The organism is Jannaschia sp. M317 (assembly GCF_025141175.1).
GTDB lineage: Bacteria > Pseudomonadota > Alphaproteobacteria > Rhodobacterales > Rhodobacteraceae > Jannaschia.
This window is the reverse complement of sequence record NZ_CP081155.1, coordinates 2,887,672-2,908,001: the sequence shown is the minus strand read 5'-3', so window position 1 is coordinate 2,908,001 and position 20,330 is coordinate 2,887,672. Positions and strand designations below refer to the sequence as shown.

General features: G+C 66.9%; 19 protein-coding genes. 13 read left to right on the top strand and 6 right to left on the bottom strand.

Annotated features, from left to right (window positions below):
• Positions 1–76: 76 nt before the first annotated feature.
• From argS to scpB, 5 genes are all read left to right on the top strand, one after another.
• On the top strand, positions 77–1,819 hold the full coding sequence (gene argS, locus K3551_RS14810) for an arginine--tRNA ligase (RefSeq protein WP_259914906.1): 1,743 nt from the start codon (positions 77–79) through the stop codon (positions 1,817–1,819).
• Between the two features lie 127 nt (positions 1,820–1,946).
• Complete coding sequence (locus K3551_RS14805) at positions 1,947–2,978, top strand: SPOR domain-containing protein (protein ID WP_259914904.1); 1,032 nt, start codon at positions 1,947–1,949, stop codon at positions 2,976–2,978.
• A 1-nt stretch (position 2,979) separates the two neighbouring features.
• Positions 2,980–3,963: a glycoside hydrolase family 3 N-terminal domain-containing protein gene (locus tag K3551_RS14800; RefSeq protein WP_259914902.1), complete on the top strand. Its 984-nt coding sequence runs from the start codon at positions 2,980–2,982 to the stop codon at positions 3,961–3,963.
• A gap of 73 nt (positions 3,964–4,036) precedes the next feature.
• Complete coding sequence (locus K3551_RS14795) at positions 4,037–4,837, top strand: segregation and condensation protein A (RefSeq protein WP_409197381.1); 801 nt, start codon at positions 4,037–4,039, stop codon at positions 4,835–4,837.
• Positions 4,834–5,475: an SMC-Scp complex subunit ScpB gene (gene scpB / locus K3551_RS14790; protein WP_259914899.1), complete on the top strand. Its 642-nt coding sequence runs from the start codon at positions 4,834–4,836 to the stop codon at positions 5,473–5,475. Before K3551_RS14795 ends, scpB begins: the two co-directional genes overlap by 4 nt.
• Before the next feature lie 177 nt (positions 5,476–5,652).
• Here scpB and K3551_RS14785 read toward each other — a convergent pair whose 3' ends face one another.
• From K3551_RS14785 to K3551_RS14775, 3 genes are all read right to left on the bottom strand, one after another.
• Positions 5,653–6,504 carry an alpha/beta hydrolase gene (locus K3551_RS14785; protein WP_259914898.1) on the bottom strand — a complete coding sequence of 284 codons (852 nt, stop codon included), beginning with the start codon at positions 6,502–6,504 and terminating at the stop codon, positions 5,653–5,655.
• The gene (locus tag K3551_RS14780) at positions 6,501–7,301 is read right to left on the bottom strand and encodes an SDR family NAD(P)-dependent oxidoreductase (protein WP_259914896.1); all 801 of its coding nucleotides are present in this window, start codon (positions 7,299–7,301) and stop codon (positions 6,501–6,503) included. Before K3551_RS14780 ends, K3551_RS14785 begins: the two co-directional genes overlap by 4 nt.
• 77 nt (positions 7,302–7,378) lie before the next feature.
• Positions 7,379–8,062, bottom strand: coding sequence for a TVP38/TMEM64 family protein (locus K3551_RS14775; RefSeq protein ID WP_259914893.1), 684 nt, complete (start codon positions 8,060–8,062; stop codon positions 7,379–7,381).
• A gap of 124 nt (positions 8,063–8,186) precedes the next feature.
• Between K3551_RS14775 and K3551_RS14770 the strand changes: the two genes are divergently transcribed.
• The 4 genes from K3551_RS14770 to K3551_RS14755 are packed head-to-tail and all read left to right on the top strand — an operon-like array spanning position 8,187 to position 12,648.
• Positions 8,187–9,605, top strand: a complete 1,419-nt coding sequence (locus tag K3551_RS14770) for a hypothetical protein (protein WP_259914890.1) — start codon at positions 8,187–8,189, stop codon at positions 9,603–9,605.
• 1 nt (position 9,606) lies between these two features.
• Positions 9,607–10,410 carry a hypothetical protein gene (locus K3551_RS14765; protein ID WP_259914888.1) on the top strand — a complete coding sequence of 268 codons (804 nt, stop codon included), beginning with the start codon at positions 9,607–9,609 and terminating at the stop codon, positions 10,408–10,410.
• A 1-nt stretch (position 10,411) separates the two neighbouring features.
• Positions 10,412–11,410 carry a hypothetical protein gene (locus tag K3551_RS14760; protein ID WP_259914885.1) on the top strand — a complete coding sequence of 333 codons (999 nt, stop codon included), beginning with the start codon at positions 10,412–10,414 and terminating at the stop codon, positions 11,408–11,410.
• On the top strand, positions 11,407–12,648 hold the full coding sequence (locus tag K3551_RS14755; protein WP_259914883.1) for an OmpA family protein: 1,242 nt from the start codon (positions 11,407–11,409) through the stop codon (positions 12,646–12,648). Before K3551_RS14760 ends, K3551_RS14755 begins: the two co-directional genes overlap by 4 nt.
• 12 nt (positions 12,649–12,660) lie before the next feature.
• Here the strand turns inward: K3551_RS14755 and K3551_RS14750 are convergent, their stop codons facing one another.
• The 3 genes from K3551_RS14750 to K3551_RS14740 form a co-directional block, all read right to left on the bottom strand.
• Positions 12,661–13,377, bottom strand: a complete 717-nt coding sequence (locus K3551_RS14750) for a hypothetical protein (protein ID WP_259914881.1) — start codon at positions 13,375–13,377, stop codon at positions 12,661–12,663.
• Between the two features lie 90 nt (positions 13,378–13,467).
• Positions 13,468–16,446 carry a CheR family methyltransferase gene (locus K3551_RS14745; RefSeq protein ID WP_259914879.1) on the bottom strand — a complete coding sequence of 993 codons (2,979 nt, stop codon included), beginning with the start codon at positions 16,444–16,446 and terminating at the stop codon, positions 13,468–13,470.
• 91 nt (positions 16,447–16,537) lie between these two features.
• A complete protein-coding gene (locus K3551_RS14740; RefSeq protein WP_259914877.1) occupies positions 16,538–17,044 on the bottom strand; it encodes a DUF2478 domain-containing protein in 507 nt (168 codons plus the stop codon).
• Here K3551_RS14740 and K3551_RS14735 point away from each other — a divergent pair.
• The 4 genes from K3551_RS14735 to K3551_RS14720 all read left to right on the top strand — a co-directional run bounded on the left by K3551_RS14735 (position 17,043) and on the right by K3551_RS14720 (position 20,300).
• Positions 17,043–17,846 carry an allophanate hydrolase subunit 1 gene (locus K3551_RS14735; RefSeq protein WP_259914875.1) on the top strand — a complete coding sequence of 268 codons (804 nt, stop codon included), beginning with the start codon at positions 17,043–17,045 and terminating at the stop codon, positions 17,844–17,846. The two genes, K3551_RS14740 and K3551_RS14735, sit on opposite strands and share 2 nt — an antisense overlap.
• Positions 17,843–18,820 carry a biotin-dependent carboxyltransferase family protein gene (locus K3551_RS14730; RefSeq protein ID WP_259914872.1) on the top strand — a complete coding sequence of 326 codons (978 nt, stop codon included), beginning with the start codon at positions 17,843–17,845 and terminating at the stop codon, positions 18,818–18,820. Before K3551_RS14735 ends, K3551_RS14730 begins: the two co-directional genes overlap by 4 nt.
• On the top strand, positions 18,817–19,578 hold the full coding sequence (locus K3551_RS14725; protein ID WP_259914868.1) for a LamB/YcsF family protein: 762 nt from the start codon (positions 18,817–18,819) through the stop codon (positions 19,576–19,578). Before K3551_RS14730 ends, K3551_RS14725 begins: the two co-directional genes overlap by 4 nt.
• Before the next feature lie 383 nt (positions 19,579–19,961).
• Complete coding sequence (locus tag K3551_RS14720) at positions 19,962–20,300, top strand: hypothetical protein (RefSeq protein ID WP_259914866.1); 339 nt, start codon at positions 19,962–19,964, stop codon at positions 20,298–20,300.
• Positions 20,301–20,330 lie beyond the last annotated feature (30 nt).

Here is a 20,330-nt window from a genome sequence, read left to right as displayed (position 1 = left end):
AGCCACCCGGCGCGGGTTGAGGCCCGCGCAGCCCGGCGCTAAAGGGACCGCAGCCCCAGACACGGACCGGTCCCCCATGAACCTCTTTGCCGATATTCGCGCCCTCACGATTTCCGCGCTCGACGCGCTGGCCGACGAGGGGGTGATCCCCGCCGGTCTGGCCCAAGGCAACGTCGCGGTGGAACCGCCGCGCGATCCGGCGCACGGCGACATGGCGACGAATGCGGCGATGGTTCTGGCCAAGCCGGCCAGGATGAAACCCCGCGACATCGCCGAGGCCCTGGCCCCGCGTCTGACCGCCGACCCACGCATCGCCTCTGCCGAGGTGGCGGGGCCGGGGTTTCTGAACATCCGGCTGGCCGCGTCGGTCTGGCAGGACATCGTCGGCGCCGTGCTGACGCAGGGTGCAGACTTCGGCCGTTCCGACATGGGCAAGGGGCAGAAGGTCAACGTCGAATACGTCTCGGCCAACCCGACCGGCCCGCTGCACGTGGGGCATACGCGCGGTGCGGTGTTTGGCGACGCGTTGGCGTCCCTGCTGGCCTATTCCGGTTACGAGGTGACGCGGGAATACTACATCAACGATGGCGGCGCGCAGGTCGATGTGCTGGCCCGCTCCGTCTACAACCGCTACCTGGAGGCGCACGATCTGACGGTCGACTGGCCCGAGGGAACCTATCCCGGCGACTACCTGATCGAGGTCGGTGAGGCGCTGAAAACCAAGGTCGGCGCGGCCTATATCGACCAGCCGGAGGACGTCTGGCTGGAAGAGGTGCGCAATTTCGCCACCGAGGCGATGATGGACCTGATCCGCCGCGATCTGGGCCTGTTGGGCGTGAAGATGGACGTGTTCTCGTCCGAAAAGGCGCTGTACGGCACCGGCAAGATCGAAGCGGCCATCGCAGAGCTGGACGCCAAGGGCCTGATCTATCGCGGTACGTTGGAGCCGCCTAAGGGCAAACTGCCCGAGGATTGGGAGCCACGCGAACAGACGCTGTTCAAATCCACCGACTACGGCGACGACGTCGACCGCCCGATCCAGAAATCGGACGGGGGCTGGACCTATTTCGCGCCCGACATCGCCTATCACTATGACAAGACGCTGCGCGGCTTCGACGCGTTGATCGACGTCTTCGGGGCCGATCATGGCGGCTACGTCAAACGCATGAAGGCGGCTGTTGCCGCGCTGTCGGATGGCAAGGTGCCGCTGGACATCAAGCTGACGCAGCTGGTCAAGCTGACGCGCGGCGGCGAGCAGTTGAAGATGTCCAAGCGGGCAGGGACCTTTGTGACCCTGGCCGACGTGGTCGAACTGGTCGGGCGCGACGTGACCCGGTTCGTCATGCTGACCCGCAAGAACGACGCGCCGCTTGATTTCGAGGTCGACAAGGCGCTGGAGCAATCCAAGGACAACCCCGTCTATTACGTGCAATACGCCCACGCGCGGGTCATGTCGGTCCTGCGCAAGGCAGTTGATGCCGGGATCGACACCAGCGACGCGGCGCTGGCACAGGCCGACCTGACGCGGTTGGACCACGTCGCCGAACAGGCGTTGGCCGCCAAGCTGGCCGAATGGCCGCGTCTGGTCGAAATCGCCGCCAAGGGGCACGAGCCGCACCGGGTCGCGTTCTACCTTTACGACCTGGCGCAGGCGTTCCACGCGCTGTGGAACCGGGGCAACGACGAGACGGGTCTCCGCTTCCTGCAGGACGATAAGGACACATCTGCCGCCAAGATCGCCTTGGCGCGGGCGGTGTCCGTTGTCATTGCGGCGGGATTGGGTATCCTTGGGGTCGAACCGGCACAGGAAATGCGCTGAGCGTCCGCGGCAGACGGACACGGCACAGTCGGTATCAGAGGCGATGCGACCGGGGAAAAACCTCGGCGGATCAGGGCAGTACACAACAGTCCGGCGCGACGCCCGCGCCCGGACGGAGGGCAGGCATATGGCGGATCTGGATTATTACGGTGCCGATTACGGCGTAGAAGCGCCCAATCGCCTGGCAGAGGCGATGCGCGGATTCGGTCTGGTGAACTGGGCCGGGGCGATCACCTCGCTGGGTCTGGCGGGCGGCATGGCGGTCTGGGCGGTCGATCTGACCTTCCGCGACATGTCGAACGTTCCGGTCATCGCGGCCATCGAAGGGGACATGCGCGTCGCGCCCGAGGATCCCGGCGGATTGCAGGCGCCGTTTCAGGGCATGGCCATTTCCGACATCACGTCCGGTGGCCCCGCCGCCCCCGCGCCCGAGGAAATCGTCCTGGCCCCCTCTCCGGTTGATCTGGAGGCCCCGTCGCTGGCCGATCGCCGTCAGGCCCTGGGTCTGGCCCCCGTCGATCCGGTGCGCCAGGCCGTCGTCGCCACCGCCCCCCCAGAGCCCGCCATCGCGGCCCCGGAACCGGTTGATCTGAGCTCGGTCGCGGCGGCTCTGGCCGAGGCGCACGAACCCCTGGACGAGATCGTGGGCGCCAGCACACCTGTCGTCAACGCCCCCGTCATCACGCCCGAGGCAACCCCGTCCGAGCCGCAGATCGCCGCCGCCCCCGCGCGCCCGACCGGCCCCGGTGTTGCCCGGTCGGTCCGGCCCAGCCAGCGGCCTGCGGGCCTGCGGGCCGCTGCGGCACCCGCCCGCGTGATCGCGCCGACCGACGCCCCCGAACAGGCCCCGACGCAACAGGTGGCACGTGCCGGGGGCACGTTGGACGTCGATCCCGCCAGCGTCGCCCCCGGCACCCGTGTCGTGCAGCTGGGGGCCTACGACAGCGAGGCCGCCGCGCGGTCCGAATGGGAACGGTTGAATGGCCGCTTCCGCGACTACATGGATGGCAAGCAGCGCCTGGTCCAGAAGGCCCGGTCCGGCGGGCGCGATTTCTGGCGTCTGCGGGTCGTGGGCTTTGATGACGGGTCGGACGCGCGCCGCTTCTGCTCGGCCTTGCTGGCCAAGGATGCGGCCTGCATTCCGGTCACCGTTCGCTGACATGGCCGGGGCCTTCATCCTTGGCTGCGAAGGCCCCGATCTGACCCCCGACGAGGCGGCGTTTTTCCGCGCCGCCGACCCTTGGGGCTTTATCCTGTTTGCCCGCAACATCGACACGCCCGACCGGCTGCGCGCGCTGACCACGGCCCTGCGCGATGCCGTGGGCCGCGACGCTCCGATCCTGGTCGATCAGGAAGGCGGCCGCGTGCAGCGCCTGGGCCCGCCGTTCTGGTCCGACTGGTTGCCGCCCCTGACGGCGATGGACCGCGCCCGTGATCCTGTCCGCGCCATGTTCCTGCGCGCCACCCTCATCGCGCGGGAGCTGCGGGGCGTGGGCATCGACGTAAACTGCACGCCCACCGCCGACATCGCGGGCGAGGGCACGCATCCGTTCCTGTTCAACCGTCTCTATGGCCGCACCGTCGAAGAGGTGGCAACACGCGCCCGCGCCAACGCCGAAGGGTGTTTGCAAGGCGGCGTCCTGCCGGTGGTCAAGCATATCCCCGGCCACGGACGCGCAGGGGCCGACAGCCACCTGTCGTTGCCACGTGTCGACACGCCGCGCGCCGATCTGGAGGCCAGCGATTTCGAGGTCTTCCGCCGCCTCGCGGACCTTCCGCTGGGGATGACCGCGCATGTCGTCTATTCGGACATCGACGCCTTGCCGGGCACGATCTCTGGGCCTGTGCAGGCGGTCATCCGCGACGGGATCGGGTTCGACGGCCTGTTGATGACCGACGACATTTCCATGGGGGCCTTGCCGGGCGATATGGCCAGCCGCTGCGCGGGGGCCATTGCGGCGGGTTGCGACGTGGTCTTGCATTGCAACGGCGAGGGGCGCGACATGGAAATCGTGGCTGCGACCTGTCCGGTCCTGCAGGGTCTCGCCCTCGACCGCGCCGACCGCGCGTTGCAGGATCGCCGCCGCCCGGTCGAGATGGACCTGGACGCGGCGCGGGCCGAACTGTCTGCCCTCGTAGGCTGAGGCGCGGGCCGGGTGCCTTGACATCCTGGGGGCCGCGCCGGACCGTGGCGCGACCATCCCCGGAGACCGCAGCTTGTCCGACACCGCCACCGATGACTTCCCCGAAGGGCCGCCGCGCGACGCCACCTCGGTCGAGGAGCGTCTGGCCGCCGAGGCGCTGATCGTCGACGTGGACGGCTTCGAGGGGCCGCTGGACCTGCTCTTGACGCTGGCACGCACGCAGAAGGTCGATTTGCGCACGATCTCGGTGTTGCATCTGGCACGGCAATACCTGGCCTTCGTCGAAAAGGCGCGGGCATTGCGGATCGAACTGGCCGCCGACTATCTGGTCATGGCGGCCTGGCTCGCCTTTCTGAAATCCCGCCTGCTGTTGCCCCCCGACCCGACCGAGGAGGTGTCCGCCGAAGACCTGGCCGCGCATCTGGCGTTTCAGCTGGAACGGCTGGAAGCCATGCGAAAGGCCGCTGCCCGGCTGATGGCCCGCGACCAGCTGGGCCGCGACATCTTTGCCAGGGGCGAGCCGCAGAACATGTCCCGCGCCCGCCGTGTGACCTATACCGCGACGCTGCTGGATCTGATGCAGGGCTATGCCCGGCTGCGCACGCGCGACGATTTCCGACCCTTCGTGATGGACCGCGTCGGCGTCTGGACCATGGAAGAAGCGTTGGAGAGGATGCGCCCCCTGATGGGCACGACGCTGGATTGGACCGACATCCTGGCGTTCTTGCCCGACGGCTGGGACGCCGATCCGGCGCGCCGTCGATCCGCCACCGCATCGACCTTTGCCGCGACCCTCGAATTGGCCAAGGGGGGCGGGCTGGAGATCCGGCAGGATGACATCTTTGGCCCGATCCGTATCCGGAGGCGCGGATGAAGAGGGCAAGCGAAACCGACAGCCTGTTCGAAGCGCCGCTCCTGGCCGAGCAGGAGCGGATGGTCGAAGCCATCCTGTTCGCGACGGCCCAGCCGATCACGGTGGCCGACCTGCACGCGCGTCTGCCGCACGGCTGCGACGCCGCCGCGGCCTTGCAGCAATTGGCGAAACGCTATGACGGGCGCGGCGTGCAGCTACAGCGTGTGGGGGATGCCTGGGCGTTCCGAACCTCGGCGGATCTGGCGTTTCTGATGACGCGCGAGACGGTCGAGACGCGCAAGCTAAGCCGCGCGGCCATCGAAACCCTTGCCATCGTCGCCTATCACCAGCCCGTTACCCGCGCCGAGATCGAGGAAATTCGCGGCGTCTCCGTCAGCCGGGGCACGGTGGAGCAGTTGCTGGAACTCGACTGGATCAAGCTGGGCAAACGGCGCGAAACGCCGGGGCGCCCGATCACCTTTGTCGTCACGCGCGGGTTTCTCGATCACTTCGGTCTGGAAAGCCCCCGCGACCTGCCCGGCTTGAAGGAGCTGCGGGCCGCTGGCCTCTTGGACAGCACGCCCCCACCCGATGCCCCACCGGAAGAGGAAGACGCGGGCCAGGAGGACATGTTCACGCCCAGCCCGCCGGAGGAGTGAACCGGGACGCCGGTTGCGGCGTTGGTCGATCAATCGCCGCAACGGGAGACGTCGGATGCTACGCATGATCGCCAAAGTGCTGTTTTGGAAAGGGGCCACGCGGTTTCTCGGGCGTCGACGCGCGGGGGCCGCGCGGCGCGCGGGTCGGTTGGTCAACCTGGCGCGCCGCGGCCTGCGCTAGCCGTCAATCTGCCGCGCGAACGCGGCGGCACGATCCAGGGACGCCCCTGCGACCGACCATTCCGGGGCCCAGAGTTGCGCCATGTGCAGCAGGTCGTCCGCCTCGTGTATCCGGACGTCCGCGCCCTGGGCACGGCCCAGACGGTGCAGCGCGCGGGCGTCGCCCAACAACACCTCTTGCGTGCCGACCTCCAGCCAGGTTGGCGGCAGCAGGCTCAGATCGTCGCGCACCGGGGAAACTTCGGGATGATCCCTGGCCATGTCCCCGAAACACAGCCGCGCCAGTCGCGCGTCCCCGGCATCATCCACCATCGGATCGAGGGCGTCATTTGCCTGCCGCGTGTCGCTCAGGCCGCTGCGATCGGCGTTCGGCGAAAAGAGCAGAAGGCCGCGGGGCGGCTGGCCGGACCTGCCGCGCGCCAAGGCCGTGACAAGCGCCAGGTGGCCACCCGCGCTGTCGCCGGCCAGAATGACGTCGCGACCCCCGATCGCAGCCAAGGCTGCGTCCCTCTGGGTGGGCCAGGGATTTTCCGGGGCCAGCGGATAACGGGGGAGGGTGACACGGAACCGGTGCCGCGCCGCCAGGTAGGCGGCTGGCCGCAGATGCGTCTCTGGCGCGCCAAAGACGTATCCGCCGCCATGAAACCAAACGATTTCCCGCGCATTGGACGCGTCTAGCGGTGCCACCGTCAGACCGGTGGACGTCTCCTTGATCGAGACGCCGTCCGGCAGGCCCTCTGGCCCGGCCGCAAGGGCGGCGAAACCCGCGCGCATCTCGGCGGGGGCGGACCCCAGGGGGTGCGCGGCGATCCGGGCCAGAACCCCGGACCGCGTGCGGGGCAGGGTCACAGGTTCATGGTCTGAACGGCCCCGCCGTCCACGCGCCAGTTCGACCCGTTGACGAAACTTGCACGGTCCGAACACAGGCAGGCGATGACGAATGCCGTCTCTTCCGGGCGGCCCCGACGCTTGAGGACCAGGTGCGGACGCTCCTCCTCCAGGAAGGTTTCGACTGCCTCATCGACGCTGACGCCCATCTGTTCGGCGCGCTTTTCCATCATGCCGTCGGTCATATCGGTCTTGATAAAGGCGGGCGCGACGCAGTTGATCAGCGTGCCTTTCTGGGCATAAACTTGGCTCATGCCTTTGGAAAAGCTGAGCAATGCGGATTTCGAGGCGTTGTAGACGACCTCATCCGGATAGGGCTGCGCCACGTTTTCGGACGTGACGAACACCACCCGGCCCCAGCCGCGGTCATTCATGCCGGGGACAAAGGCCTTGGACATGCGCACCGCGGTCATGAAGTCGGTGTTCCAGGCGTGCGTCCAGTCATCTTCGCTGATGTCCGCCAACGGATCGCCCTTGGCCCCCGTGACGCCTGCGGCATGCACGAGGATGTCACAGTGCCAGCCAGCCTCGGCCACGGCCTGCGCGACCTTGTCGGCACCGGCCTGTTCGGACAGGTCCGCGACGACGGTCACGACCTGCGACGACAGCTTGGACGCGGCCTCGGCCAGTTCGTCCTTGTCGACGTCCGTCAACACCAGGTTGCATCCATCCGCTTCCAGAAGTTTCGCCGTCTCCAGCGCCATGGCGCCTGCGGCACCGGAAATGACCGCGGTGCGGCCGGAAATCTTGAGGTCCATAGGGGGTCTCCGTCATCGCTCAGGGCCAGGATGGCCCGGTTGCGCCCTCAACCCCGGCAGGCGGTTCTCGGTTCCGCCTACCCCTCGTCGAAGCCCGCCCGGCGGAGTTCTCGGGTGGCGAGCCGCCCAATCCACAGAACCATGACGCAAAAGGCTGCCAACCCCCCGCCGACCAGCCAAAGCGTTGCGTCCTCGACTTCGGCGGAGGCGAGGCCGCCCATTTCCCCGATCCAGACCATGGCCAGCGTGCCCGGTGCCAACCCCGCCAACGTGGCCCAGATATACGGCCAGAACCGCACCGCCGTCAGACCCAACAGCCAGTTCTGCACGGTGAACGGCAAAACCGGTGTCAGCCGCAACAGGGCGACGAAGATCACCGCATTGCGCGCGATCACCCGATCGGCCGCCAGGACGCGCGGGCTGCCGATGCGGCGCAGGATCGGTTCGCGCAGCCAGTGACGCCCGATCAGATAGGGGGGGATGGCCCCCAGGATGCTGCCTGCGATGGACAGTGGAAAGCCCCACCAACCAAAGGCCAGGCCGCCCACGACCGACATGGCCGCCGCGGGCAGGGGCAACATGACGACCACGACATAGACCAGGATGAAGACCAGCCAACCGGTGCGTTCATGACTTTCGACCCAGGCCCGCAGCAGGGGCACCCAGTCGCGCCAGGGCAACAGCCAGGCCACCACGGCCAACACCACCAGCAGCGCGGGCCAGATCCAGATTTGCCAGGGGATACGCGCGCGCGGGTTCATCGGACCGGTATGGGCGGGGCGGACGACTGCCGCAAGGGCAGGCGACAGTCTGTTGATTTGTAATCACCCCGCGCCTGCTCCATTTTAAATACGACCAGTGCGGCATGGGGGTCAGGAGCAAGCGATGTTCGGCAAGGGCAAGTCAAACCGGTTCGAGCCGGACCTGCAGACCTTTCCAGAGATCATGGTCGACAAGCTGGCCGCCGATCTGAAACTGGAAAAGCGCGCGCAGGCCGATGCCCGCGCCGGAGTGCCCCCCACAAGCGCCGCCGCCCTGTCCGCGCCAGAGCTGGAGGCGGCAGACGCCGTGCGCGCCCTGCGCCGCCGCGCCTTGTCGCAATACGAGATGGAGCAGCAGGCCTTTGCCGCCCGCATCGCCGAGGCCGGATCCGCCCGCGAGCAGGTCGAGCTGAAGGTCGGTGCCGCGCGCAATGCGATCCGCAACCTGACCCTGGACGAAGAGAACCGTCTGGAAAACGCCCGTGCCCGCGTCGGCGGACTGGAACGCAAGCTGCGCGCCTTTCAGGACCGCCACCGCCTCGATGGCCCGCCGCGCCCGGCGCAGAACGGTTTTCTGGCCTTCGGGCTGATCCTTGTTGTCGGGCTCTGCGAGGTCGTGCTCAACGGGTATTTCTTCGCGGAACAAAATGCGTTGGGATACGTCGGGGGCATTGCGATCGCCTGCGTGATTGCCGTCGTGAACGTGGCGTTCAGCTATGCGGCCGGGGTGCAGGTGCGCTTCGTCAACCGGCGCGGCCTGACGTGGAAGCTGTGGGGCGCGATGTGTTTTCTGGCCTTCCTGGCCTTTGCCGCGACACTGAACCTGGCCGTGGCGCATTTTCGCGACGCGTTGGAGACGCAGGCCTGGAACGCGGCTCTGATCGCGGCGGTCGTTGATTTGCGGGCAGGGCCGGTTGACCTGCGTTCGTTTGCGTCGTGGTTGGTGGTGGGGTTTGGATTGCTGGTCAGCCTGACGGCCTTTGGCAAGGGGTTGACGATGTATGACCCGATGCCCGGCTACAACGCCATCCACGACGATTGGGAAGACGCCATCGACGACTACGCCGAGGCCTATGGAGACGCCCAGGACGCCTTGGAAGATGCCTTTGCAGAGGCCAAGGACGCCTTGGAGCAGGAGGGCACCGCGCGTCGCACAGAGCTGAAGGCCGCGATCGATGCCGTGCATCAGCGTGGCACGCTGACCCGGACCCTGCAGACCTTTCTGGAAACCTGTGACGAGGCCGCGAACCGCCTGATCCGCCTCTATCGTGACGCCAACCTGCGGGCGCGCGACGATGCGGGACCGGCCTATTTCAACGAACCATTCGCCTTTCCGACCTACGTCGCGCCCACCCCGCCAGAGGGGGACAGGGACCGGGCAGAGCAGGAAATCAGCCGCATCGACGCGGTCATGGGCGCGGGCGTGACCGCCCTGCTGGCGGCGCGAGAACATGCCCTGGACGCCTATCCGACGGTGCGCGAGATCAAGGTGGGCGACACCTCTGCGCGGCCCCATGTGGTCGCCGGGTCCGAGGCCGCCTGACGTGGCTCGTCGCAGGCGCAGCCGTCGCAAGGGCAATGGGCCTGGCACGACCCTGTTGGGGGTCGCGTTGATTGCCGGTGCGCTGGCGGCCTTTGGTGCAATCGGCTGGCTGGTCTTTACCGAAAGCAAGCGGCCCGGCATCGACGCCGCCAGTCTGTGCCCCGAGGATGGGCCAAGCGGGCACCTGGCAATCCTGTTGGACACGACCGATCCCGTATCCGCCACCCAGTTGCAGGCGGCACGGGCCCGGATCGAGGCGCAGATCACGGCGGCCCCCGATTTCACGCGCGTCAGCTTTGCCACCGTCAGCCCGGATGCGGGGCTGCGCGCCGCCTCGTTCCGGTCGCTGTGCAAACCGCCGAGCGATGCCTCTGCCCTGACCGGCAACCCCCGCCTTGTGGCGGAACGATATCGCGATGCCTTTCTGCGGCCCGTCTCTGACACGCTGGACGGTTTGCTTGCCATTCCCCAGGCCGACAGCTCTCCGATCATGGAGGGGTTGCAGCAGTTCCTGGCCGAAATCCCCGGCTTTGCGACCGCCACGACCCCGCGCGAGGTGGTTCTGGTGACGGACCTGGTTCAGCATTCCGACGTCTTCAGCTTTTACCGCGGGGGCGATTGGTCCAGTTTCCAGAACAGCGGAGCAAGCGCGCGCCTGGCGCGCAGCCTGACCGGGGCCGAGGTTCGCATCCTGCGCCTGCCGCGTCCTGCCGCACCTGCCGCCGTGGTCGATGATTTCTGGGTGCGGTATCTGGATGCGCAGGGCGCAGCCCGCGTGTCGCCCACCGTTCTGGGGGATCTCTGAGATGGCGCGCCGCACGCTGGACAGTTTCGGTCTGGATCGCTGGCTGCTGGCGATTGCCTTTTTCGCGGGCGCGCTGGGCGTGGTCGCGTTGAAGGTCTCGGACCTGCCGCAATGGGTGCCTGCCGTCTATGCGGGGGGTGTGATCTTGGCCTACGCGGGGTTGACCTGGTTTCTCCGCTCTGCCCGGTTGGAGCCGGAGCAGATCGGCGACAACGCCTATTACCTTGGTTTTGTCCTGACGCTGTGCTCGCTGGCCTACACGCTTTGGGCGCTGGGCACCCTGGAGGCGGAGGCCGCCTTCATCGCCGAGGTCATCTCTGGCTTTGGCGTGGCGCTGACATCAACGGTGGTGGGCGTCGCGGTCCGGGTCTTTCTGATGCAGTTCCGCATCGACCTGGTCGCCCGCGAGCGGGAGGCACAGATGGCCTTGGGCGAGGGCATGGCGGCCTTCCGCTCCGAGATCGCAGAGGTCATTCGCGGCACCCGCTACCTGGGCGTGGAAATCCGCCAGACCCTGGCCCAGCACCACCGCGAGCTGGCAGAGCAGGACATCGCCCGCACGCGAGAGACGACCGACCGCATGATGGCCGGTTTCGAAGCCGCGATGGACCGGTTCGCCGAGCGCGCGGCGGAAATGAACGACGCCCTGGCGGCGCGGGCCGAGGGGACGGTGAGCACGGCCTCTGGCCGCTTGGCGGGGCTGAGCGACCTGCAGGCCCGCGCAGCAGAGGCGCGGATCACGGCGTTGGAGGATCGGATCGACGCGGCTTCCGTCCGGTCGGTTGCCGCCGCCGAAGCGCGGCTGGACAAGGTGATTGCCAGGTTCGAAGCGGCGGCAAACCGATCTTCGGCGGCGCTTGGGGCCTCTACCGCGGAAATCGGGCAGGTTGCCCTGCGCGAGCTGCGCGCGCACCGAGAAGAGATCCGCGCCGAGATCGAGCAATCCCTGACCCTGGCGCGTGCGGCCAACGATGCGCCGCGCCGTGCGGATGACGCATGAGGCACGGCGCGCAGATGGATCGCGGACGCGGCTATCGTCGCGGCACCGTCATGGGGCTGACCGTGGCCGAGGCTTTCATGCTGATTGCCTTTGTGCTGCTGATGTTGCTGGGGGTCTGGATGGCCACCGCCCGCGAAAAGATCACCGCATTGGAAAACCGGGTCGCCGCGGCCGAACCCTTCGCCCAGTCCTTTACCGAAGAACAAAAGGCCGCCGCCCTGGCCAACCGTGCGCAGCTGTCCCTGCTGGGCAATGACCTGGCCAAGTTGGAGGTGTTCCGCACGCTGGCTGCGCAGGGGGCCACCCCGTCGCAGGCCGCCATGGCGTTGGAGCTGTTGCCCGCGCTGACCGACGGGGCCAGCCCGGCGGACCTGTTGGACCGATTGCGCCTGATGGACGAGGCGATGTTGCGCGACCTGGCGCAGGCAGCGGTCGCCTTGGACCCGGACGCGCGGGCGGTGCTGACCGATATGGCGCAGCTGGACGATTTCCCGGATCTGGCAGAGCTGCTGCGCGATGGCGGCTTGGCGCGGCTGCGCGATGATCTGGCCAAGCTGGCCATCTTCGAAGAGATCCTGGACGAGGGGCGCGACCCGGAAACCGCGGCGGATCTGGCCCAGGCGCTGGCCGCCTACCGCGCCACGGGTTTGACCGCCGAAGAGGTCGAGGCGCTGGCCTCGCAGGTCGATGGGCTGACCCGCGCCCGGCTGGCTGCCGTGGCGCGGCGGGCCGAAATCGCGGGCGCGCTGCAGGCGCAGGCGGGCGGGTTGGTCGCGGGACTGGGCGGAGAAATCCTGCCCGATGGCTCCATCGTGTTTCGGGATACCTTGCTGTTCGACGGGGGATCCGCGCGCATCAGCCCGGAATTTGACGCGGTGCTTCAAGACATTTGCCGGCCCTGGGTTGAAACGCTGTACGCGCGCCGTGCCGACCTGACTGCCGTGCGGATCGAGGGGCACGCGTCCTCCGACTGGTTGGCGTTGCCGCCGCGCGCGGCCTTTGATCGCAATCTGGATCTCAGCCAGGCGCGCGCGGCAGCGGTGTTCAAACGGTGCCTGGACCACGCGGGCGAGGACGCGATCGGGCAATGGGCCCGCAGCCTGATGACCGCGGTCGGCTACTCCTCCTCGCGGCCGATCCGCACCGAGGCGGGGGGCGAAGACCCCGTCGCCTCGCGCCGCGTCGTCTTTGCCATCGACACGCTGGGCCCGGAAGACACGGCGGCGGTGCGCCCCTGATCGGACGGGCGGTCAGCCGTCTTCGCGGCGTCGCAGGGCGGGTACAGGGGGTTCGGACATCTGCATCATGCGCAGGACCGGATCGTCGAAATCGGCCAATTCCTCCATCCGGCCGGGTCCGCATTCCTGGATGTAGCGCCGCAAAAGACCGGCGTAGAACTCCAACTCCGTTGCGTGGGCCTCGATCGAGGCCAGCGCGGTGACCATCTTGGCGCTGCCCTGCGATTCCTGGGCGACCTGCGGCCATGTCTGCGCCGTCAGGGCCATGTTGAGCAGGGGGACGGCCACATCCTCCAGCGCGCGCATGCCGATTTCTTCGCGGTGTTCCAGGGCAGGGCGGTCGAAATAGGTGCGCGCGGCAAAGGCCGCCTGAATGCCACCGATGAAATAGCGAAAGCGCAGCGTCGCCATCCGCGCATCGCCCACCGGCGCGCCAATGATCGCGCGCAACCGGCCCAGCATCAGGCCGGGCAGGGCCAGCGTCACATCGGGCTGGGTCAGCACGCGGGGGCCTGTGTCGATCTCACCGTCGATCAGGTCCTGCACGTAGGCGGCCAGCCGCGGTTGCAGCACCTCCGGGATGGTGTTGTTCTTGCCAAAGGTCAGACGATGACGAAAACCGGGGCGGACAACTTCGGCGGTCTCGATCACAAGCGGCAGACCGCGCCCCTTTTTTCGGATCTGGAGCGAGAACATCTCCGACATGTGCAATGTGTCAATTTCAGGCACAGGAGCCCCCCATGAAAGCGTTGCGCCTTGGTCCGCACCGGAGTGGCCTTCAGTGTCCGTGTGAAATCTTAAAAATTCGTTACGAATTGCTCAGGACGGCTCCGTCCCCGCGTCGGCGCCGTTCTGGTCATCGACGGCGCGGAACGTTCCGACGACCGACACGATCTGTCCGTTGTCGGATCGGACAGGCACGGCATCGGCATGGACGCGAATGACCTCGCCATCGGCGCGCCGCAGGTCGGCGGGTTCGCTGTATGATACGCCGTCCTCCATGCAGGCGGTAAAGGCCGCGAGGATCCGTGTCTTCGACTCCGGCAGGTAGAAATCGATGGCCTTGTCGAGGGCGGGGGGCTGGTCGGCCGGTTCCAGCCCGTGGATGCGATAGACCTCATCGGACCAGAACATCGTGCCGGTGCCCACATCGTAGCGCCAGTGCGAAAAGCCCCCGACGTTGTCCATCAGCCCCGCCATTGTATCCAGCCCACGGGTGTCGAATTCTGTCACGGTCAGGGTCACGCCCTGCACCTCGCCGTCGCGGCGCGCATAGGGCGTGACGCGGATCTGGCGCATCAACCCCCGGATGTCGGCATGAATGTCGCGGGATTCGCGCAGTCGGAAAACGTCGGACACGATGCGCGTCAGGGGGGGGATCCCCTCGGGCAGGTGACATTGAGACAGATGCACACCCACCGCCGTCAGCCCGTCGAGACCGAAATAGTCCACCGCCCGCGCACTGGCGCGGCGGATCTGCAACGCATGATCGATCACCAGAATGGGCAGGGGGACGGCGTCCAGAACCGCCAGCATCTCTGACGTGACGGTCTGCAGTTCCGCCGCGTTGATCTGCAATTCCTCGTTGACGGTGATCAGCTCTTCGTTGGTGGACTGAAGTTCCTCGTTGGAGGTCTCCATCTCTTCGTTGGTGGCCTGCAATTCTTCGTTGGTGGATTGCAGTTCCTCGTTCACGGATTGCAGTTCCTCGTTCGAGGTCTGAAGCTCCTCGACGGTTTGCTGCAATGTCTCGCGGGTGGAGGCCATCTCGACCTCCATCTCGTGGATGTAGGCGCGGCCCTCAGCATTCGACAGCGCGTCCAGCTCGGGGCCAGGCGCGCTGTGGGCGCGGGTGCGCAGGGCGAAAAGAACATGCGCTTCGCCGCCGTTTTCGTCGATGATCGGATAGGCCTCCAGCATGACTTCGTTGAAGTCGCTGCCGTCCAGCTGGTGCCAATTGCCGCGCCGCGCCTCCTTGTAGCGCAGCACGACCGGGGTCAGGCGGCTTGCATCCTCGCGCAGGCCGGGCCGCAGGATCGAGACGTTCAATGCCAGCGACGACCGTTCGCTCAGCTCGGTCACGATGGAGATGTCGCCGAACACCCGGACGATGTCGTTGCCACGTGTCACCACAAAACCGTTGGGCGCGACGACACGGGCCAACTGATCGAACATCGCGGTGTCCTTGGCCTCTTCGGCGTGGCCCATCCGGACAGGTGCCGTCATGGCGCGTTGATGGTTGGGCACCTGCGTGCCGGGCGCGATGCCGATCCTGTCGAACCGCCTGCGGCTCATCGGACGCTTGGAAAAGATCTTGTCGCCGTCGTTGGTGGTATCGAAATAGGCGTGCATCGCGCCGATTGCCTCGGACGTGCCCAGAAACAGCGCCCCCCCATCGTTGAGCGCATAGTGCAGCCGCGTCAGGACCCGTTCCTGCAGGGGTGTCTTGAAGTAGATCAACACGTTGCGCAGGGACACGAGGTCCAGATTGATGAACGGCGGATCCTGGAAAATGTTGTGGTGCGAAAACAGAACCATCTGACGCAGGGCGGGGATCACCTCCACCTTGCCGTCCGTCAGGCGGAAATACCGGTCGATGAATTCGTCGGGCACATCGTTCAGCGCCGTCTGCGGGTAGACGCCCTTGCGACCGATTTCCAACGCGTGCGCGTCGATGTCGGTCGCGAATATCTGCACACGGGACTGGTGTAGCGCGTCCACGCCGCCGAGGGCTTCGATCAAAAGAATCGCGAGGGAATAGGCCTCTTCACCGGTGGCGCATCCGGCGACCCAGACGCGGATCTGCCCGTCGGCGCGGTCGCGGTTCAGTCGTCGAAGACGACGGCTGAGTTGTTCGAACTGATCGCGGTCGCGGAAAAACCGCGTGACGGAAATCAACAGATCCTTGTGCAGCGCGTCCACCTCTTCGGCAGACCCGCGGCAATGCTGGACGTAATCTTCGTAGTGGTCGATCGCCAGGGCCGTCATCCGCCGGGCGATCCGCCGGTTGACGGTGTTTTCCCGGTAATCGCGGAAATCCACGCCGGTGCGCGCCAGCAGGATCTGCATCAGATCCGACAGGGGCGAGGGGTCTTCCTCCACGTCCTTGAACCGGGACAGGTCGCGCGGCTTGGACAGGATCTTGGCCAGGTGCTGACCGATTTGCTGGGGCGACAGTTGCAGATCGATGCAGCCCGTCTCGATGGACGAGGCGGGCATGCCGTCATATTTCGCGGTGCCCACATCCTGCGCGATGGTGATGCCACCCGCCTCGCGGATGGCTTGCACGCCATAGCTGCCATCGCTGCCGGTGCCCGACAGAACCAGACCGACACAGCGTTCGCCCATTTCCCGGGCCATCGATTCGAACAAGCGGTCAGCCGAAGGCTTTGGCTTGATCGCGGTGCCGATCTGCGGGCGCAGGCAGATCTGGCCGTTTTCGATGATGACGTCGGAATTGGGTTGCGTCACATAGATCGTATCGGGGCTAGGCACCGTGTCGGCAGACAGTTCCACCACCGGCAGGGTTGTCTCGTTCGACAAAAGCGAGGCCAGCATGCTTTTGTGTGTCGGCGACATGTGTTGTGCCAGGACATAGCTGACGCCCAGGTCGCGTGGCAGGTTCTGGACCAGCAGGGACACTGCCTCCAACCCGCCTGCCGACGACGCGATCCCGACGATCAGGGGCGGCTCCGGGGGTGACTCCTCCGGGTTGTGCGGGGAACTGTCGGCGTCGCGCGCCTGTTGGTTTTGTGTTGGTTCGTCCTTCGGTCCGGGGGCCGGTGTGTCGTCAATCATGTGGATGGTCTCCGACGCTCCGGGCGCCAATCTGCTACCTAAAGGCCACAGGGTGCCGGGTTTTCGACACGCCGTCCACCTTCGCGGGCGATCAAATTTCGGGGCGGTCCGCGATCCAGGTGGCCAGGGCCGATGGGTCCGGTGGCAGGACCTGAGCCAGGCCGCCCGCGAAATCCTCCAGCGCGGACTGATTCAGTGGATTCACCCCGACCAGCACATCGATGCCCGCGGCCAGGGCCTCGGCAATGACCGGTCGAAATCCACGGCCCATCGCCTCTTGCTTGCCGAACTTGTTCACGATCAGCAGGTCGGTGCCTGCAGCCAGCTGCGCCTCGGTGGCGGCCACGGCCGTTTCCAGCCCTTCGGCATCCAACCGGCAGCCGCGTGCCTGAGGTCCAAGGGACTGACTGATGCGAATGACAGGACCCTGCGGCAGCACCACGGCATCCATGTCGCAGCGCGCACAACCGGGACGATCGCTGTTGATCTGGACGATGCCGGCTACACGGACGCCGCGCGCCATCGCAGCCTGCGCCACGTCATGCAGCAGCGGGTCCAGCTCTCCGCGTCCTTCGGTCATGGTATAGGCCAATCGCATGAGTCTTCGATTTCATGCGATGCGCGCCAAGGCAAGTCTTGACGCCCCGCTGGTCCGATGCGACGCCATCCCGATGACGGACCAATTCCCCCGCATTGAACGATTGGGTGTCGATGGCCTTCTGGTTCGGTTTTCGGACCGGCTGGACGATGTTGCCAACCGCGCCTGCATTGCCTTTCGCACCGCGCTAGAGGCGGACCGCCCGGCAGGCGTGACGGAGACGGCCTCGTCACTGGGCTCCGTTCTGGTGCGGTTCGACGGCCCCCGGGCCCCGTTGCAGGCCGCGTTGGAAACACGCCTGGCCCAGACCGATTGGCACGCCACCGCACCGCAGGGGCCACGCACCTGGCACATCCCGTGCAGCTATGGTGGCGAAGACGGGCCGCAACTGGGCGATGCGGCAAACCTTGCCGGGCTCAGCGAAGCGCAGGCGATCGAGATGCTGTCGTCGACACCGGTGCGGGTCCTTGGCCTGGGCTTCACGCCGGGCATGCCCTATCTGGGTATCCTGCCGCCGGAATGGGATCTGCCGCGGCAGAAGGAATTGACGCCAAGGGTGCCCGCCGGGGCGCTGGTGATTGCGGTGCGCCAACTCGTGTTGTTCGGGACCGACGCGCCGACCGGTTGGCGACAGATCGGGCGTACCGGGTTTCAGTGTCTGAACATCGCCCGCCCGCGCCCGATTGCCCTGCGGCCGGGCGACCACCTGCTGTTTCCGCCCGTCACCCCCGAAGAAATGCGTGCCAGGGCCGCCGCCGACGCCGCTGGTCACGGCGGTGCCCGCCTGGAGGAGGAGACATGATCGAAGTTCTCTCCTGCGGGCCGCTTGTCACCGTTCAGGATCTTGGCCGCCCCGGCTGGATGTCCGAAGGGTTGGCCCGCGGCGGGGCTGCCGACCGGAGAGCCATCATCGAGGCGCGCGCGCTGCTTGGGGGGGATCCGGGCGCGGGTTTGGAAACTCCGGGCTCGCCGCTCCGGCTCCGGTTCGAGGGGGAGTGCCAGATCGCCCTGACCGGCGCGCCGATGCAGGCCAGCGTCGAGGGGCGCGCCTTGGTCTGGCCCGGGTCCCACGTCGTGTCCGCGGGCGAGGTGCTGGATCTGCGGCCGATGGGGCAGGGGGTTTATTCCTACGTCCACGTGCAAGGCGGCCTTCGGACCGAGACGATCATGGGCAGCCGTGCGGTTCACATGATAGCCGGAATCGGGGCCGCGCTGTCCCCCGGAGATCGCCTGCCCTGTGTCACATCGACCGGCGTCGCGCGCACCCTTTCGCCCGCGCCCGACCGGTTCCGGGGGGGCGAGATCCGCGTGACGGCCACGCCGCAGACACGCCTGTTTCCCGCATCCGAATTGGCCCGCTTCGAGGCGACGACTTTTCGCCGGGGCCAGCGTGGCAACCGGCAAGGTGTCCAGTTGGAGATGGACGGCGCGGGTTTCGCCGCCGAGGGGCAGCTGTCGATTCTGTCTGATTTCATCTTGCCGGGCGACATTCAGATGACCGGCGATGGCGTGCCCTATGTTCTGGGCGCGGAATGCCAGACCACCGGAGGTTATCCCCGGATCGGAACGATCGTCCCCGACGACTTGCCGCGTGCCTTGCAGGCCCCGCCGGGGGCGGAGTTTTGGTTCCGATTTGTCGATGCGGACGATCTGCGGGCCCTCGATGCGCCCCGCGCCGTGCCTTTGGTGCGGGACCCGGCAGATGTCGCGGATCTGCTGTCGATGCAATTGATCAGCGGCGTCGTGAACGCGGCCGACCCGGAGGATGTGGCATGAAGGTGGATCTGAACGCGGACATGGGCGAAAGCTTTGGCGATTGGGTCATCGGGGATGACGCCGCCCTTCTGGATGTCGTGACCTCGGCCAATGTGGCCTGCGGTGCCCATGCGGGCGACTGGGACGTGATGGCGCGGACCATGGCGCGCGCGCGCGACCGGGGCGTCGGCATCGGGGCGCATCCCGGCTTTCCCGACCTGCAGGGGTTTGGCCGCCGTGAAATGAAGCTGGCCGGCGACAGCCTGTCCAATCTTGTGATCTGGCAGTTCGGCGCGGCGCGCGGGATGGCAAAGGCTCTGGGCACCGAGGTGCGCCACTTCAAGTTGCATGGCGCGCTGGCCAACATGGCATCCCGCGATGCGGATCTGGCGCGGGCGGCCTATACGGCCGCGCTGCGTGTCGACCCGGACGTGATCCTTCTGGTTCTGGCGGGCACCGCACAGGAAGTCGTCGCGCGCGAGCTGGGGGCCAAGTGGGCCGGAGAGATCTTTGCAGACCGGGGCTATAACGCCGATGCAACGTTGATCACGCGTGGCACACCGGGTGCGATGATTCACGATCCGACGGAGGCCGCCGCCCGGATGGTGAAATTCGTGAAGGCCGGTGCGATCTTTAACCCCACGGGCAAGGAAATCCCGGCGGCTTGCGATTCGATCTGCCTGCACGGAGACGGCCCCGAAGCGGTCGCCATCGCCCGCGCTGTCCGCGCGGCGCTGGAGGATGCGGGCGTGTCGTTGCGGCCGATGGTTGGGCGCTGATCTCTCAACGGATGATCCGGGCGTCTGTTTATCGTTCGGCCCCTGCGTCAGGATTTTTCTTCCCGTCGGCGTAGGCCGACTCCCCTCCCCAAAGATCCGACTCACCCCGTCATAGCGACCTGTCCCCTCACCTTTGTTGCGGTTTCGCGGGGTTCGATCGCGCCCGCGTGAGGCCTCGTCGCGCGGGCGTGAGGGGGGTGCGGGGCGGAGAGGTTTATGTGCATAGGTGCACGCTTATCGCGTCATACTCACGGGTTCGTTTGTTGAATGTCAGGTCCACAAGGCGCAAATAGGGTTCATCAGCAGGGCAACACACACCGCCCCGCACCAAACCCAAACGGGCCCGCCGCAACCACAGGGTCCACCGCAAAAGGACTAACGTTATGAAAACCCTCATCATCTCCGCCCTCGTCGCTTCCGCCGCTCTGACCGGTGCCGCCTCTGCCCAAGTCGGATCGGGCGCTGCCGCCGCCATCGCGCACTTCAACCAGGACGTGAACGTCGCCAACGACGCGGTCTCGCTGATCAACCTGGATGGCGACCGGGTCGTCGTCTCCAGCCGCTCGGGCGGTCTGGGCGCGGTCTTTGCCCTGTTCAACTCGGACGCCGACGTGGCCAACGACTTCACCGGTCAGAACGGCGCAACGCTGGTCGCCACGACCCCGGCCTACAACGCCGACATCTTCGCCGAGATCGAGCGTCAGCGCGAGCTGGACGACTGATCAACTAGCCACCCCCTCGCGGTCCGGGTG